Below are 13,631 nucleotides of genomic sequence, written 5' to 3'. Positions count from 1 at the left end.
CGCACCCCCCCCCCCCCCCCCGCCCGCCCCCCCCCCGCCCCCCCCCCCCCCCCCCCCCCCCCCCCCCCACGGAACCTCTGCATTGCTCAGTCGTCGGTGGCCTTGATCGACTTCGGCGACAAACGCAGGCTGCGCAAGCTGCGCTTCACGCTCTTGAGGTGGTTGACCAGGCTTGGCCCACGGGCCATGGCCACGCCCATGGCCAGCACGTCGATCACCACCAGGTGGGCGATACGCGAGGTCAGCGGGGTGTAGATCTCGGTGTCTTCATGCACGTCGATGGCCAGGTTGACCGTCGACAATTCGGCCAGCGGCGTCTGGCTCGGGCACAGGGTGATCAGGTTGGCGCCGCTTTCACGCACCAGGTTGGCGGTGATCAGCAGGTCCTTGGAACGCCCCGACTGCGAAATGCACACCGCCACATCGCCCGGCTTCAGGGTGACCGCTGACATCGCCTGCATGTGCGGGTCGGAATAGGCCGCGGCGCTGAGCAGCAGGCGGAAGAACTTGTGCTGGGCATCGGCCGCGACCGCGCCGGAAGCGCCAAAGCCGTAGAACTCCACGCGCTGGGCCAGGGCCATGGCGGTCACCGCCTGCTGCAGCGCTTGCGGGTCGAGGTGCTCGCGCACTTCCATCAGCGTGTGCAGGGTGGTGTCGAAGATCTTCAGGCTGTAGTCGGCGACCGAGTCGTCTTCATGGATGGCAAACTGGCCGAAACTGGCGCCGGCGGCCAGGCTCTGCGCCAGCTTGAGCTTGAGGTCCTGGAAGCCCGAACAGCCTATCGCCCGGCAAAAGCGCACGATGGTTGGCTCGCTGATCCCCACGCTGTGCGCCAGGTCGGCCATCGAGCTGTGCATGACGGCAGCCGGATCGAGCAGCACATGGTCGGCCACTTTGAGTTCCGATTTACGCAGCAGGTGCCGCGATTGGTCGATATGTTGCAACAGATTCACGGGCTGGACTCGGTTATGATCGGCGTGCCGGGATGTAGCTTTCTTGTAGTTATACTACATGCTTGCCAACCCGCCCAGCTAAACGAACGTGGAGAGTGGTGGTTTGACGATTCCTTGCGACATCCTGGTCTTCGGCGGCACGGGCGACCTGGCCCTGCACAAACTGCTCCCGGCGCTCTACCACCTGTATCGCGAGGCCCGCCTGCACAACGCCGTGCGAATCATTGCCCTGGCCCGGCGCAACCTTTCGCGCAACGACTACCTCAAGCTCGCCGAACGCCACTGCCGGGCGCAGATCGCCCGCCAGGACTTCGACGAGGACGTCTGGCAGCGCTTCTGCGCACGCCTGGACTATTTCCCCATGGACGCCGCGCAAAGCGCCGACTTCGGTCGCCTGGCCCGCTACCTGGGCGAACCTGGCGGGTTGACCCGGATCTTCTACCTGGCCACCGCGCCCAAGCTGTTCGTGCCCATCGCCAACCACCTGCGCATCGCCGGCCTTGCCGACAGCGAGGCGCGCATCGTGCTGGAGAAGCCCATCGGTCACTCGCTGGAGTCGGCCACCGCGATCAACGAGGCCATCGGTGCGGTGTTCAGCGAACCGCAGGTGTTCCGCATCGACCACTACCTGGGCAAGGAAACCGTGCAGAACCTCATGGCGCTGCGCTTTGCCAATGCCCTGCTGGAGCCGGTGTGGCGCAACGGCCAGGTCGACCATGTGCAGATCAGCGTCTGCGAGACCCTTGGCGTGGAAAACCGCGGCGCCTACTACGACCGTGCCGGCGCCACCCGCGACATGCTGCAGAACCACCTGCTGCAATTGCTCTGCCTGGTGGCCATGGAGCCGCCGGCGCAGTTCGAGGCCGAGGCGGTGCGCGACGAAAAGGTGAAGATCCTCCGCGCGCTCAAGCCCATCACCGGCCAGGACGTGCAGGACAAGACCGTGCGCGGCCAGTACGGCACCGGCAAGATCGGCGGCCAGGAAGTACCGGCCTACTACTTCGAGAAGGACGTGGACAACGACAGCGACACCGAGACCTTCGTCGCGGTGCAGGCGCACATCGACAACTGGCGCTGGGCCGGCGTGCCCTTCTACCTGCGCACCGGCAAGCGCATGGCGCGGCGCTCGTCGCAGATCGTCATCCAGTTCAAGCCGGTGCCCCACGAGCTGTTCAGCGGCGGCCAGGTCAACCAGTTGCTGATCCAGCTACAGCCGGACGAGCACATCAGCCTGCGCATGATGACCAAGAGCCCGGGCAAGGGCATGCGCCTGGCACCGGTCGAACTGGACCTGAACCTCGCCCAGGCCTTCGCCCAGACCCGCCGCTGGGACGCCTACGAGCGGCTGCTGCTGGATGTGCTGGAAGGCGACTCGACACTGTTCATGCGCCGCGACGAGGTCGAGGCCGCCTGGGCCTGGATCGACCCGATCCTGCAGGGCTGGGAGGAGCACTTCCAGGCGCCACGTCCCTACCCCGCCGGCAGCAATGGCCCGGAACAGGCCAACAGCCTGTTGGCCCGCCAAGGCCAGGCCTGGCACCTGTAGGAGCGGCCTCGTGCCGCGAAACGGCTGCAAAGCAGCCCCGGCAACTCCAAGCCGGGCGCCTATTATCAACGCCTTGAAAAGGCCGACCTTCAGCGCAACAGGTCGGCCGTCGAGCGATCAAGCAGCGCGCGGAACGAGGTCGCATCCACCGGCCGGCTGATCAGGTAGCCCTGCACCTCGTCACAGCCATGCTCGCGCAGGAACTGCAACTGCTCGCGGGTTTCCACCCCTTCGGCCACTACCTTCAGTCGCAGGCTCTTGGCCATGGCGATGATCGCCCGGGTGATGGCCGCGTCCTGAGTCCCTTCGAGCAGGCCGCGAATGAACGCCTGGTCAATCTTCACGTAGTCGACCGGGAACCGTTTGAGGTAGCTCAGCGACGAGTAGCCGGTGCCGAAATCGTCGATGGCCAGCTTCACCCCCAGCGCGTGCAGCTGTTCGAAGGTGGTGATGATGTGCTCGACGCTGTCCAGCAACTGGCTTTCGGTCAGCTCCAACTCCAGCAGGTGCGGCGCCAGGCCTGACTCCTGCAGGACCTGGCGCACCAGGCTGACCAGCTTGCCTTGGCGCAGCTGGTACACCGACAGGTTGACCGAAACGCGTACCTCCAGGCCCTGGCGCAACCATTCGCACGCCTGCCAGCAGGCCTGGCGCAGCACGAACTCACCCATGGGCGCGATCAGCCCGGTCTCTTCGGCCAGGCCGATGAACTCACTGGGCGGCACCATGCCCCACTCGGGGTGCTGCCAGCGCACAAGCGCCTCGGCCGCGTGCAACTGGCCGGTGCGCAGGCACAGCTTGGGCTGGTAGTAGACCAGCAACTGGCGCTCGTCGATGGCCTTGCGCAGCTGGTTCTCCAGTTGCAGGCGCTCCAGGGTGCTGGCGCGCAAGCTCTCGGTGTAGAACTGGAAGCTGTCGCCGCCCAGATGCTTGGCATGCTGCTTGGCCATGTCGGCCTGGCTGACCAGGGCATTGAGGTCCTGGGTGGCGTCGGACAACAGGCTGATACCTACCGAGGCGCTGATCACCACCTCGTGCCCACCGACGCGCTGGGGTACGCGCAGCTTGTCGAGCAGCCGGGTGGTGACGCGCACCAGGCTCGACAGGTTGGTGTAGCCGTCGAACAGCACGGCGAATTCGTCGCCGGACAGGCGCGCCACGGTGTCGGCCTCCGGCACCGCGTTGGCCAGGCGCTGGGCCATCTTCTTGAGCAGCTGGTCCGCCAGTTCATGGCCCAGGCTCTCGTTGAGCAGCTTGAAACGATCCAGGTCCACATGCAGCAGCGCCAGGCTGCGGCCGTTCAGGCGCATGCGCTGCGCCGCCTCGTGCAGGCGCAGGCGGAACAGCGCGCGATTGGCCAGCCCGGTGAGGTCGTCGTAATGCGCCAGGTAGCGCAGGCGCTCCTCGGATTCGCGGCGTGCGGACAGGTCGGTGAAGAAGCCGACGATGTTGACGATCCGTCCCCGAGGGTCATTCACGCTGTTCAGTTGCAGCCACTGCGGGTAGAGCTCGCCGTTCTTGCGCGCCTCGACCAGCTCGCCCTGCCAGCGGCCCTGCTGCTCCAACGCCTGGTCGATAGCCTGGCTGTGGCGCCGGGCATCGCGGCTGCAGGGCAGTTCCAGGGCATTGCGGGCGATCAGCTCGGCCCGGCCGTAGCCGGTGACATCGCAGAAGGCCTGGTTCACCGCCAGCAACTGGAAGTCCGCGTCGAGAATGGCGATCCCTTCGCTGGCCGCCTCGAACACCGTCGCGGCCAGGCGCTGCTGCTCTTCCTGCTCCTTCTGCGCGGTGATGTCGCGGCGGGTGCCGAGCATGCGCAGGACCTTGCCCTGGTCATCGGACTCCACCGCCCGCCCACGGTCCTCGATCCAGCACCAGTGCCCCTGGGCGTGGCGTACCCGGTACTCGACCCGGTAATCCTCGGTGCGCCCCTTGAGGTGCTCGACCAGCGTGCGCCGCAGCACAGGCAGGTCATCAGGATGCAGCCGTGGCTTGAGGTCGGCGCGCACCGAGCGCACTTGCTCCGGATCCAGACCGAACAGCGCATGCAACTGGGTGTGATGGACCTCGTCGGTTTCCAGGTTCCAGTCCCACAGCCCGAGCTCACTGGCCTGCAAGGCCAGGGCCAGGCGCTGCTCGCTCTTGCTCAGGGCCTGGTTGGCCAGATCCAGCTCATGACTGCGTTGGGCCACCCGCTGCTCGAGGCCGGCATGGGCCTTGCGCAGGTCGTCCTCGGCCCGGCGTCGTTGGGCGATCTCGGCGCTGAGCTGACGGTTGAGGCCCTCGCCATGGCGCTGGGCGTTCTGCAGGTGCTCGATCAGCGCCTGGTTCTGGAAGCGGCGCAGCAGGCCGCGCTCGATCAGGCGATTGACCTGCCAGGCCACCACCATCAGCGCCACCAGCAGGATCAGCCCCAGCCAGCCCCAGCCGCGCTGGTGCCCGGCGTCATAGACGAACAGAAACGCGATCGGCGGCAGCAGGCACGGCAGGGCGAAGCTGAGAAACGCCGGCAGGCTCACCGCGTAGGCGACACTGGCGGACAACGCCGCCGCGCCGAGCAGGCCGAAGACCCAGGCCTGCTGCACGAAGTTGTCCGCCGGCGCCAGGGCGATGACCGCGCTGGCCAAGGTCAGGCCGCTGAACGCCGAGCCGAGCAGGAACATGCGCCGCCAGGTCGGCTTGGCCTGGCGCGCCGGCGTCGCCGCGTCGAAGGCCGCCACCTGGATCACCCGCAGCGCCACCAGCGCCAGCAACCAGGCCAGCCACACCCCGACCAGCAGATAGCGCGCAGGGCTCCACAGCAGCCAGGCGCAGAGCAGGCCGTTGAGCAGCATGAACAAGGTGGGCAACAACGAGCCCTGGTACAGCAGGCGAGTACGCTCGATCGACAGCTGGGTGGCGAATTGCCTGCGAACGCTCCTTGTCGTCTCCGGCGATGCTCCGATCGCCCCGCAATCCTGGGTCATATTGGCTGGTTTCTTTTGTGTTCTTGTTATGGCTGACCGCAAATGTGCAGGGAGCATACACAAGCACCGCGTCGGACCAAACTGCTCTGCGTCATGATTTCGAAAATGTCTGCTGCGTCCAGGTCTGACCGCTCAACCACGGGTGCCGGGCAAGACCACCGATGAACGGTCGAGCGTCCGCCCGGCGATTTGCACCCGGGGCGTTTGCCCCTGCCTTCGCGCGGCCATAGAATGCCCGGATGCATAATGACGACCTCTCCCTCCTGCTGAACTCCCTCAACGACGCTCAACGCCAGGCCGTGGCGGCCTCGGTGGGGCGCCAACTGGTTCTGGCCGGCGCCGGCTCGGGCAAGACCCGCGTGCTGGTGCACCGCATCGCCTGGCTGATCCAGGTCGAGCAGGCCTCGCCGCACTCGATCCTGTCGGTGACCTTCACCAACAAGGCCGCGGCGGAAATGCGCCAGCGGATCGAGCAACTGCTGGGCATCAACCCGGCCGGCATGTGGGTCGGCACCTTCCACGGCCTGGCCCACCGCCTGCTGCGGGCGCACTGGCAGGAGGCGGGGCTGGCGCAGAACTTCCAGATCCTCGACAGCGACGACCAGCAGCGCCTGATCAAGCGGGTGATCCGCGAGATGGGCCTGGACGAGCAGAAATGGCCGGCGCGCCAGGTCCAGTGGTTCATCAACGGGCAGAAGGACGAAGGCCTGCGCCCACGCCATATCCAGGCCAGCGGCGACCTGTTCCTGGCCACCATGCGCGACATCTATGTCGCCTACGAGCAGGCCTGCGACCGCGCCGGGGTCATCGACTTCTCCGAGCTGCTGCTGCGCGCCCTCGATCTGTGGCGAGACCACCCGGACCTGCTCAGGCACTACCAGCGCCGCTTCCGCCACCTGCTGGTGGACGAGTTCCAGGACACCAACGCCGTGCAGTACGCCTGGTTGCGCCTGCTGGCCTCCGGTGGCGACAGCCTGATGGCGGTGGGCGACGACGACCAGTCGATCTACGGCTGGCGTGGCGCCAAGATCGAGAACATCCACCAGTACACCGCCGACTTCCCGGACGCCGAGCTGATCCGCCTGGAGCAGAACTACCGCTCCACCGGCGGCATCCTCAAGGCCGCCAACGCCCTGATCGCCAACAACAGCGGGCGCCTGGGCAAGGAACTGTGGACCGACATGGGCGAAGGCGAGCCGCTGACGCTCTACGCCGCTTACAACGAGCATGACGAAGCGCGCTACGTGGTCGAGACCATCGAAAGCCTGATCAAGCAGGGCAACGCGCGTAACGAAGTGGCCATCCTGTACCGCTCCAACGCCCAGTCGCGGGTGCTGGAAGAGGCCCTTCTGCGCGAACGCATCCCGTACCGCATCTATGGCGGCCAGCGCTTCTTCGAGCGCGCCGAGATCAAGAACGCCATGGCCTACCTGCGCCTGCTCGAAGGTCGCGGCAACGACGCGGCGCTAGAGCGGGTGATCAACGTGCCGCCACGGGGCATCGGCGAAAAGACCGTTGAGGCCATCCGCGACCACGCCCGCCACAGCCAGCTGTCGATGTGGGAAGCCATGTGCCAGCTGCTCGCCGCCAAGGCCCTCAAGGGCCGCGCCGCCAGCGCCCTGGGCGCGTTCATCGAGCTGCTCGAGAACCTCGCCGCCAAGGTGCTGGACATGCCGCTGCACCTGATGACCCAGACGGTCATCGAGCAGTCCGGGCTGATCGTCTATCACCAGGAAGAAAAAGGCGAGAAAGGCCAGGCCCGGGTGGAAAACCTTGAGGAACTGGTCAGCGCGGCGCGCAACTTCGAGACCAGTGACGAAGACGCCGACCTCTCGCCGCTGTCGGCGTTCCTCGGCCACGCTTCGCTGGAGGCTGGCGACACCCAGGCCGACGAGCACGAGGACAGCATCCAGCTGATGACCCTGCACAGTGCCAAGGGCCTGGAGTTCCCGTACGTGTTCCTGGTAGGCATGGAGGAAGGCCTGTTCCCGCACAAGATGAGCCTGGAAGAGCCCGGTCGTCTTGAAGAGGAGCGCCGCCTGGCCTACGTGGGGATTACCCGGGCCATGCGCCAGCTGGTCATGACCTACGCCGAGACCCGTCGACTATATGGCAGCGAGACCTACAACAAGGTGTCGCGCTTCGTCCGGGAGATCCCCGCCGGACTGGTGCAGGAGGTGCGCCTGTCGAACACCGTCAGCCGTCCGTTCGGTGGCGCGAAGACGCCGGCCAGCAGCCTGTTCGCCAACGCCAGCATCCCGCAGACCGCCTTCAGCCTCGGCCAGCGGGTGCAGCATGCGGTGTTCGGCGAGGGCGTAATCCTCAACTTCGAGGGCTCCGGGGCCCAGGCACGGGTGCAGGTGAACTTCTCCGAGGGCAGCAAATGGCTGATGCTGGGCTACGCCAAGCTGGAAGCTATCTGACTGGACTGAACGACACGCGCCTGTAGGAGCGGCCTCGTGCCGCGAAAGGGCCGCAAAGCGGCCCCGGCAATTTCAGCGTCACACCGCAACAGGGGCTGCTGCGCAGCCCTTTCCGGCCGGTCCGACGCCTCGGCAAGGCCGCTCCTACAGGTGAACGCGTAGATCCGGGCGATCAGGCAAAAGCTCGAAACATCTTGTCGCTGGCTATGTCTGCCAGTTCATGTGCACCATGACGCGCGTGCAATCCACACAAACGGGAATCCCCATCTTATGCAACGTTTTCTTAGCATCGCTCTGGCGCTCTGCGTCGGCCTGACGCTGAGCCTCGACGCCAACGCCAAGCGCTTCGGTGGTGGCAAGAGCTCGGGCTCCGCGCCTATCCACCAGACCCGCCAGGCCACCCCGACCACGCCTGCCGCCGCCCCGACCGCTCCTGGCCGCGCACCCGCTGCCGCCAGCGGTGCCTCGCGCTGGCTGGGCCCACTCGCCGGCCTCGCCGCCGGTGGCCTGCTGGCCTCCATGTTCATGGGCGACGGCTTCGACGGCATGCAGATCCTCGATTTCCTGATCATGGGCCTGATCGCCTTCCTGGTCTTCCGCTTCATCGCCGCGCGCCGTCGCCAGCAGCAGCCGCAACACGCTGCCGCCGGCCACGCCCCGTACCAGCGCGAAGCACAGCCGCAGGCCGCACCGCAGTCGATCTTCGGCGGCTCCGCCGCACCGGTCGCCTCGCCTGTGATCAACGCCCCGGCCTGGTTCAACGAAGCCAGCTTCCTGTCCGCCGCCCGTTCGCACTTCCAGTCGCTGCAGCAGCACTGGGACGCCAACGAGATGGACAAGATCGCCGAGTTCGTCACCCCGCAGATGCTCGAGTTCCTCAAGCGCGAGCGCGCCGAGCAGGGTGAAGGCTTCCAGTCCACCTACATCGACGACCTCGATGTGCAACTGGACGGCGTCGACGAGCGCGCCGACCAGACCGACGCCACCCTGACCTTCCGTGGCGTGTCGAAGACCTCGCGCTTCGACCAGGGCGAAGCCTTCAGCGAAAGCTGGCACATGGTTCGCGCCCATGGCGAAAACCAGCCTTGGCTGCTGGCCGGTATCCGCCAAAACGGTTAACCGTCGCACGTTGCAGAAAAAACCCCGGGCCTGTCCCGGGGTTTTTGCTTTTGCCAGAGCGGCCTACTAGGGTATAACGCGCAGCGTTGTCATAAGGTCAGAGGATGTGAACCGTGGAAGAAGTGATCGAACAACTCCGTGAAGCCAACGAGCCGGTACCGGTGCCGCTGGAGCTGCCGGACGAGGATCAGCTGGTCGAGATCGAGGAAGAGCTGTTCATCAACATCCCGTTCGTGTTCAAGGAATACCTGCTGACCGTCAGCGACGTGGTGTACGGTAGCCTCGAGCCGGTGACCGTGACCGATCCGCAATCCCACACCTACCTGCCGGAAGTGGCGGCCAACGCCTGGGACGCCGGTGTGCCCCGCGATCTCATTCCCATCTGCCAGGACGGAGACGACTACTACTGCGTCGAAGAGGACGGCACCGTGGTGCTGTGGTCCGGCGAAGAAGAAATCGTCACCGAGGAAAGCTGGGAATCGGTCTGGCACTGGGCACGGGATGTCTGGCTGGAAAGCTGAATGAGAAATACCCGCATAAAGTGATGGCTTATAGCTACCAATCACTCGTAGAATCGCCAGGCTCTCTGCGCCTGGCGACACTGCTACCGCTCCATCCCCTCGGACGACGGTGAAATCTTGCGCAGAAAGCGTTAACCGCCCGCTCAGTGCGAATGATCGCGGCTGTTCTCCAGCGTCTCCAGCAACGCCACCTGCATCCGCGTATGCACCCGGATCAGCCAGCGCCACAGCAGCGCCACCACCACCGCCGCCACCACGACGATGACCAGCAGCAGTTCGCTGGTCGGCAGGATGCTTGCCGACAAGGCCGACAGCAGCAGGAAGATCACCAGCAGTGACAGCAGCGGAATCACCTCGGCGATCACGCGCCTTACACGCTGGGTATGCCGGCCGGCCATCTCGGGCTTGACGCCCATCTCCGCCAACAGCATCGACAGCGCCTTGAGCTTGCGGTACGCCGCAATCAGGAACGGCAGCGATAGCAGCAATGCCGCGCCCCAGATCAGTGCCTTCTGCTGGCCGGCATCCGCCACCCACTCGCTCAACCAGATGCCGATGCGCCCTGCGAAGTAACCGCCACTGAAGAAGATCGCGATCACCAGCGCCAGGTTGACCCCGACCTGCAGCAGAATGCGCCGGATCATCGCCGCCAGCATGGCTCCCTCGCCCTGTGGCTGGATGCTGCGTAGCCACTCGCCGTACAGCGACAGCACCCGTGCCACGCGGCTCGGTACTACCTTGCCCAACCTCGTCGACAGCGGGTCAGCAGCCCGGATCAGGTATGGCGTCAGCAAGGTCGTAATGGCCGACACCGCCACTGCGACCGGATAGAGAAAGTCACTGGTGACCTGCAGGGTCACCCCCAGGGCGGCGATGATGAAGGAGAACTCGCCGATCTGCGAAAGCCCCATCCCCACGCGCAACGAGGTGCGCCCGTCGTTGCCGGCGATGAACGCGCCCATGCCGCAGGAAAGCATCTTGCCCAGTACCACCGCCAGGGTGATGACCACGATCGGCCAGGCGTACTCGACCAGGATCGACGGGTCGATCATCAGGCCGATGGCGACGAAGAAGATGGCGCTGAACAGGTCGCGAACCGGCTCGATCAACCGTTCGATCTTCAGCAACTGGCGCGACTCGGCCATGATCGCGCCGATCAGGAAGGCGCCGAGCACCATGCTGTACTCGAGCTTGACCACCAGCAGGCAGAAGCCGAAACACAGGCCCAGCACGGTGATCAGCAGCATCTCGTTGCTTTCGAATTTCGCCACATAGGCCAGTAGCCGCGGCACCAGCAGGATGCCGATGACCAGCGCGACGATCATGAACAGCGACAGCTTGCCCACGGTGGAGAACACTTCGCCGGAACTCACCGAGCCGCTGACGGCGATCCCCGACAGCAGCGCGATGATGCCGATGCCGAGGATGTCCTCGACGATCAGCACGCCGAAGATCAGCTGGGCGAAACGCTCGTTCTTCATCTTCAGGTCGTTGAGCGCCTTGACGATGATAGTGGTCGAGGAAATCGCCAGGATCGCCCCGAGGAACAGCGAATCCATGGTGTTCCAGCCGAACCAGCGACCGATCTCGAAACCGATCCAGATCATCAGGACGATTTCCAGGAAGGCGGCGATGAAGGCCGTGGCACCGACCTTGAACAGCTTGCGCAGGCTGAACTCCAGGCCCAGGCAGAACATCAGGAAGATCACCCCCAGCTCGGCCAGGGTCTTGATGGTGTCTTCGTCGTGGATCAGGCCGAACGGCGGCGTGTGCGGGCCGATGATGAAGCCGGCGACGATGTAACCCAGTACCACCGGCTGCTTCAGGCGATGAAAGAGGATGGTGACCACCCCGGCAACCAGCATGATCACCGCCAGGTCCTGGATGAAGCTGATGGCATGCATGGCGTGATACTCCTTGTTTTCGTTGCACGGGGCGAACCACTCCTCTGCCGGAAGATCCTTCGGCGCGGAGCAGGCACATACTGTTGTGATAGACGCAAAAGCCCACGTTGCATGGGCGTCGTCAGGTTAACATCGCGCCTTGCCACAAAATGCCGATGCAATATGCAGAAACAGATCGGCCGATTCGACACCGTCGATGGCAAAATTGGCGTGACGATGGAGCGTCAGCCGACGTCCCGTACCAGGATGGGAAACCTCTACAAGGGGAAACAGAAGTGTCTGCAGATACCCGCCCCGAATCCGTGCAAATCCACCGTGAGCTCTCTATGGAACCTGGAAACGCCCAGCTGACCATGACCGTCCTGATGACACCGGACATGGCCAATTTCTCTGGCAACGTACACGGCGGCACCCTGCTCAAGTACCTCGACGAAGTCGCCTATGCCTGCGCCAGCCGCTATGCCGGCACCTATGTGGTGACCTTGTCGGTGGATCAGGTGATCTTCCGCGAACCGGTGCATGTCGGCGAACTGGTGACCTTCCTGGCCTCGGTCAACTACACCGGCAACACCTCGATGGAGGTGGGCATCAAGGTGGTCACCGAGAACATCCGCGAGCGTTCGGTGCGCCACTCCAACAGTTGCTTCTTCACCATGGTCGCGGTGGACGACGACCGCCGCCCGGTGAAGGTGCCACCGCGCCAGCCGCAGAGCAGCGAGGAGAAACGCCGCTTCCTGCAGGGCCAGCAGCGCCGCCAGATCCGCCAGGAGCTGGAACAGCGCTACCAGAACCTCAAGACCGATTCGATCTAGTAGAGCAGGCGCTGCGCCTCGAAGCGCACGCGCGGATGGGCGATGCGATCCTGGGCCCGCACCAGCTGCAGTTCATAGCTGGTGCAAGCCTGGGTTTCCAGCAGCACCTCATGCACAGCGGCGGCGGTGAATTCGAAAGCCTGCAACCAGCCGTCGCCCAGCAGCACGCGGGCGAGGAACAGCCCGGAGGTCAGGTCGCCCACGCCCACCGGCTGGCGTGGGAAGGCCAGCAAGGGCCGGCGCAGGTGCCAGCTGGCATCACGGGTCACCAGCAGCATCTCGAAGGCGTCGTCCGCCCGCTGTGGATAATTCAGGTGCTTGACCAGCACCACCTGCGGCCCGCGCTCCAGCAACCCGCGCGCCATGCTCACGCAATCGTCCAGGGACTGCGCGCGACGGCCACAGAAGCTATCCAGCTCGAGCTGGTTCGGGCACAGGATATCGGCCTTGGCGACGGCCTCCTCGAGCAGGAACTCGCTGACCTCTGCCGGTACGATGCAGCCCTTCTCGGCATGCCCCATGACCGGGTCGCACAGGTACAAGGCCTTGGGATTGACCGCCTTGATCCGCTCGACGCCGGCCAGGATCGCCCGCCCCTGCTCGGCACTGCCCAGGTAGCCCGACAACACCGCATCGCAGTGGCCCAGCTCACCGATATTGGAAATGCCTTCCACCAACGCGGGAATTTGCGCTGGGGCAAGCACTTCCCCGGCCCACTGTCCATACTGAGTATGGTTGGAGAACTGTACGGTGTTGAGCGGCCAGACGTTGACCCCAACCCGCTGCATGGGAAACACCGCGGCGCTGTTTCCGGCGTGTCCAAAGACCACGTGGGACTGAATGGCGAGCAGGTGCGGCGTACGTTTCATGCGGGACGATTCCGAAACTGTGTGAATAAGTGTGCGGCCCGCAGTATGAACCCGATTGCCATCTGTACGACAGGCCAGAGACGCAGTTAAGCTGGATCGACCTGTCTGGAGCTTACGCAAATGCTGACCCTGGAAAACCTCTTCGTCCTGATGCTGGTGGCGACCGCAGGCGCCTGGCTGTGGCACAACCACGGGCTGCGCGAAAAGGCCCTGGCACGGGTCAAGCAGCATTGCGCCAAGCTCGACCTGGAACTGCTCGACGACGCCGTGGCGCTCAAACGCATCGCCTTCGTGCGTGACGCCAATGGCAGGAAGCGCCTGGCGCGCATCTACAACTTCGAGTTCACCGTCACCGGTGAACAACGCCACCCCGGCACCGTCACCCAGTTCGGCGCCCACACCATGCAGATTGAACTCGCGCCCTATCCGTTCGAGATCAAGACCCCGCCGCGTACCGACAACGTCATCGAGATGCAGCAGTGGCGCCAGGAACATAACCGCTGGCGCAATTGATCAAC

Annotated in this window: 10 protein-coding genes; 6 read left to right on the top strand and 4 right to left on the bottom strand. The window is 65.0% G+C overall.

Features of this window, described 5'->3' with window-relative positions:
• Positions 1-86: 86 nt before the first annotated feature.
• On the bottom strand, positions 87-953 hold the full coding sequence (hexR, locus tag NMG10_RS06385) for a transcriptional regulator HexR (protein ID WP_232855417.1): 867 nt from the start codon (positions 951-953) through the stop codon (positions 87-89).
• A 103-nt stretch (positions 954-1,056) separates the two neighbouring features.
• On the opposite strand from hexR, the gene zwf reads away from it, so the two are divergent.
• On the top strand, positions 1,057-2,499 hold the full coding sequence (gene zwf, locus NMG10_RS06380; RefSeq protein WP_232855418.1) for a glucose-6-phosphate dehydrogenase: 1,443 nt from the start codon (positions 1,057-1,059) through the stop codon (positions 2,497-2,499).
• 89 nt (positions 2,500-2,588) lie between these two features.
• Here zwf and NMG10_RS06375 read toward each other — a convergent pair whose 3' ends face one another.
• Positions 2,589-5,465, bottom strand: a complete 2,877-nt coding sequence (locus NMG10_RS06375; RefSeq protein WP_232855419.1) for an EAL domain-containing protein — start codon at positions 5,463-5,465, stop codon at positions 2,589-2,591.
• A 239-nt stretch (positions 5,466-5,704) separates the two neighbouring features.
• Between NMG10_RS06375 and uvrD the strand changes: the two genes are divergently transcribed.
• The 3 genes from uvrD to NMG10_RS06360 all read left to right on the top strand — a co-directional run bounded on the left by uvrD (position 5,705) and on the right by NMG10_RS06360 (position 9,528).
• Positions 5,705-7,888 (top strand): DNA helicase II, encoded by a 2,184-nt coding sequence (gene uvrD, locus NMG10_RS06370; protein ID WP_203649319.1) that lies wholly within the window; start codon positions 5,705-5,707, stop codon positions 7,886-7,888.
• 270 nt (positions 7,889-8,158) lie between these two features.
• Entirely contained in the window at positions 8,159-9,007 is an 849-nt protein-coding gene (locus tag NMG10_RS06365) for a Tim44 domain-containing protein (RefSeq protein ID WP_062360080.1), read from the top strand.
• 113 nt (positions 9,008-9,120) lie between these two features.
• Entirely contained in the window at positions 9,121-9,528 is a 408-nt protein-coding gene (locus NMG10_RS06360) for an SMI1/KNR4 family protein (RefSeq protein ID WP_028689999.1), read from the top strand.
• Between the two features lie 143 nt (positions 9,529-9,671).
• Here NMG10_RS06360 and NMG10_RS06355 read toward each other — a convergent pair whose 3' ends face one another.
• Positions 9,672-11,432 carry a cation:proton antiporter gene (locus tag NMG10_RS06355; RefSeq protein ID WP_254463999.1) on the bottom strand — a complete coding sequence of 587 codons (1,761 nt, stop codon included), beginning with the start codon at positions 11,430-11,432 and terminating at the stop codon, positions 9,672-9,674.
• A 326-nt stretch (positions 11,433-11,758) separates the two neighbouring features.
• Here NMG10_RS06355 and NMG10_RS06350 point away from each other — a divergent pair, with 326 nt between their 5' ends.
• The gene (locus NMG10_RS06350; protein WP_023629682.1) at positions 11,759-12,244 is read left to right on the top strand and encodes an acyl-CoA thioesterase; all 486 of its coding nucleotides are present in this window, start codon (positions 11,759-11,761) and stop codon (positions 12,242-12,244) included.
• Here NMG10_RS06350 and pdxY read toward each other — a convergent pair.
• Positions 12,241-13,113, bottom strand: a complete 873-nt coding sequence (gene pdxY / locus NMG10_RS06345) for a pyridoxal kinase PdxY (RefSeq protein ID WP_254463998.1) — start codon at positions 13,111-13,113, stop codon at positions 12,241-12,243. The two genes, NMG10_RS06350 and pdxY, sit on opposite strands and share 4 nt — an antisense overlap.
• 120 nt (positions 13,114-13,233) lie before the next feature.
• Between pdxY and NMG10_RS06340 the strand changes: the two genes are divergently transcribed.
• On the top strand, positions 13,234-13,626 hold the full coding sequence (locus tag NMG10_RS06340; RefSeq protein ID WP_023629680.1) for a DUF3301 domain-containing protein: 393 nt from the start codon (positions 13,234-13,236) through the stop codon (positions 13,624-13,626).
• The last annotated feature ends 5 nt before the right edge of the window (positions 13,627-13,631 follow it).

Source organism: Pseudomonas sp. DVZ6 (assembly GCF_024259445.1).
GTDB classification, from domain to species: Bacteria; Pseudomonadota; Gammaproteobacteria; order Pseudomonadales; family Pseudomonadaceae; genus Aquipseudomonas; species Aquipseudomonas peradeniyensis.
The sequence above is the reverse complement of the archived record's forward strand: the minus strand, read 5'-3'. Positions and strand labels throughout refer to the sequence as shown.

What these genes read in the sequence shown, in the direction of transcription:
- NMG10_RS06375 (WP_232855419.1), bottom strand. Translation starts at nt 5,465, where the DNA reads ATGACCCAGGATTGCGGGGCGATCGGAGCATCGCCGGAGACGACAAGG.
- NMG10_RS06350 (WP_023629682.1), top strand. Translation starts at nt 11,759, where the DNA reads ATGGAACCTGGAAACGCCCAGCTGACCATGACCGTCCTGATGACACCG.
- uvrD (WP_203649319.1), top strand. Translation starts at nt 5,705, where the DNA reads ATGCATAATGACGACCTCTCCCTCCTGCTGAACTCCCTCAACGACGCT.
- pdxY (WP_254463998.1), bottom strand. Translation starts at nt 13,113, where the DNA reads ATGAAACGTACGCCGCACCTGCTCGCCATTCAGTCCCACGTGGTCTTT.
- NMG10_RS06340 (WP_023629680.1), top strand. Translation starts at nt 13,234, where the DNA reads ATGCTGACCCTGGAAAACCTCTTCGTCCTGATGCTGGTGGCGACCGCA.
- NMG10_RS06365 (WP_062360080.1), top strand. Translation starts at nt 8,159, where the DNA reads ATGCAACGTTTTCTTAGCATCGCTCTGGCGCTCTGCGTCGGCCTGACG.
- NMG10_RS06355 (WP_254463999.1), bottom strand. Translation starts at nt 11,432, where the DNA reads ATGCATGCCATCAGCTTCATCCAGGACCTGGCGGTGATCATGCTGGTT.